1 protein-coding gene is annotated in these 1,213 nt (G+C 39.7%); it reads left to right on the top strand.

Translation table 11 applies throughout. The features are described from left to right. Window positions 1-215: 215 nt before the first annotated feature. Complete coding sequence (locus ACNKXS_RS15075; protein ID WP_417921598.1) at window positions 216-1,181, top strand: IS110 family RNA-guided transposase; 966 nt, start codon at window positions 216-218, stop codon at window positions 1,179-1,181. Window positions 1,182-1,213 lie beyond the last annotated feature (32 nt).

Genomic DNA, 1,213 nt, shown 5'->3' with positions numbered 1-1,213 from the left:
AACCGTCTTAAGTTTAATTTTTCTAAATTTTGATTGTATAAACAGAAAGAACTAAAGAGAGGAATAAGATTAAATGAACCGTGGGAACTCAAAGATTCCGTCAACAATGATAATCCCCTCTCTTTTCTACTTCAATTTCGTTTAGTTCTGTGAGACCTGGATCTCGTTTTAAAGTCGATGAAACCAAAGTAGCTGTTCTTTCCAAATTTAAAGTCATGAATAAAATTAAACATTTTTATGGAGTAGATATCAGTAAATCATTCTTTGATGTAGTTGACCAGGAAGGTAAGCATGATCAGTTCTCTAATGACTTGAAAGGCTTTAAAGGTTTACTGAAGTTTATTCAGAAAGATAGCCTTGTAGTGATGGAAGCCACTGGTTATTACCATTACCGGTTAGCCCAGTATCTCTATGAGAAGGGGATCACGGTATCGGTTGTAAATCCACTTTCTGTCAAACGTTTTATCCAGATGAAGCTCTCTAAGATCAAGACCGATAAGAGCGATGCCAAAGCTATCTGTGAATATGCACAGGCTACAAAGGTTCCCTTGTATACCGCCAGGAATGCTGTTCAGGCAGAATGTTTGCAATTGCTGAGTCTTCAGGATCTTTATCTGAAACAACGTACTGCCTTGAAGAATAAGGTCCATGGAGAAAAAGCCCTCGGTACACCTTCGAAGACAGTCACTCGATCTCTGAATCGTTCACTAAAGCAGTTAGAGAAGGAATTAGCGCAGATCGAAGCAAAGCTGGAAGCCTTAGTCAAAGAAACCCAGGAAGAACAACTGGAACATTTGACCAGCATTCCGGGAATGGGAAAGAAAACGGCCATGCTCCTAATTGTTCTTACAGACGGATTTACCAGTTTTGAGAATGCCAGACAGCTTTGCTGTTTTACCGGAATTACTCCCACGATCAGGCAATCCGGAACCAGTGTAAGAGGAAGAAGTAGGATCAGTAAAGTAGGGAATCGAAAACTTCGGAACTTACTATTCATGTGTAGCTTCACTGCCTGTAGGTCCAACAAGGCTTGCAGGGAACTCTATGAGCGTATAGTGGAGAAGGGGAAAAGCAAGAAGCTAGCATTGATAGCAGTATGTAATAAGCTGCTAAAGCAAGCATTTGCAATTGCAAAATCAGGAACCTATTACCAGGAAAATTATATGTCGAAATTAGCTTAAAAGTACTAGGATTTTACCTTAGTTCTTTGTTG

The sequence above is a fragment of the Christiangramia marina genome (assembly GCF_048285865.1).
GTDB lineage: Bacteria > Bacteroidota > Bacteroidia > Flavobacteriales > Flavobacteriaceae > Christiangramia > Christiangramia marina.
Note: the sequence above shows the minus strand (reverse complement) of the source record. Positions and strands in the feature narration are given on the sequence as shown.

What these genes read in the sequence shown, in the direction of transcription:
- ACNKXS_RS15075 (WP_417921598.1), top strand. Translation starts at nt 216, where the DNA reads ATGAATAAAATTAAACATTTTTATGGAGTAGATATCAGTAAATCATTC.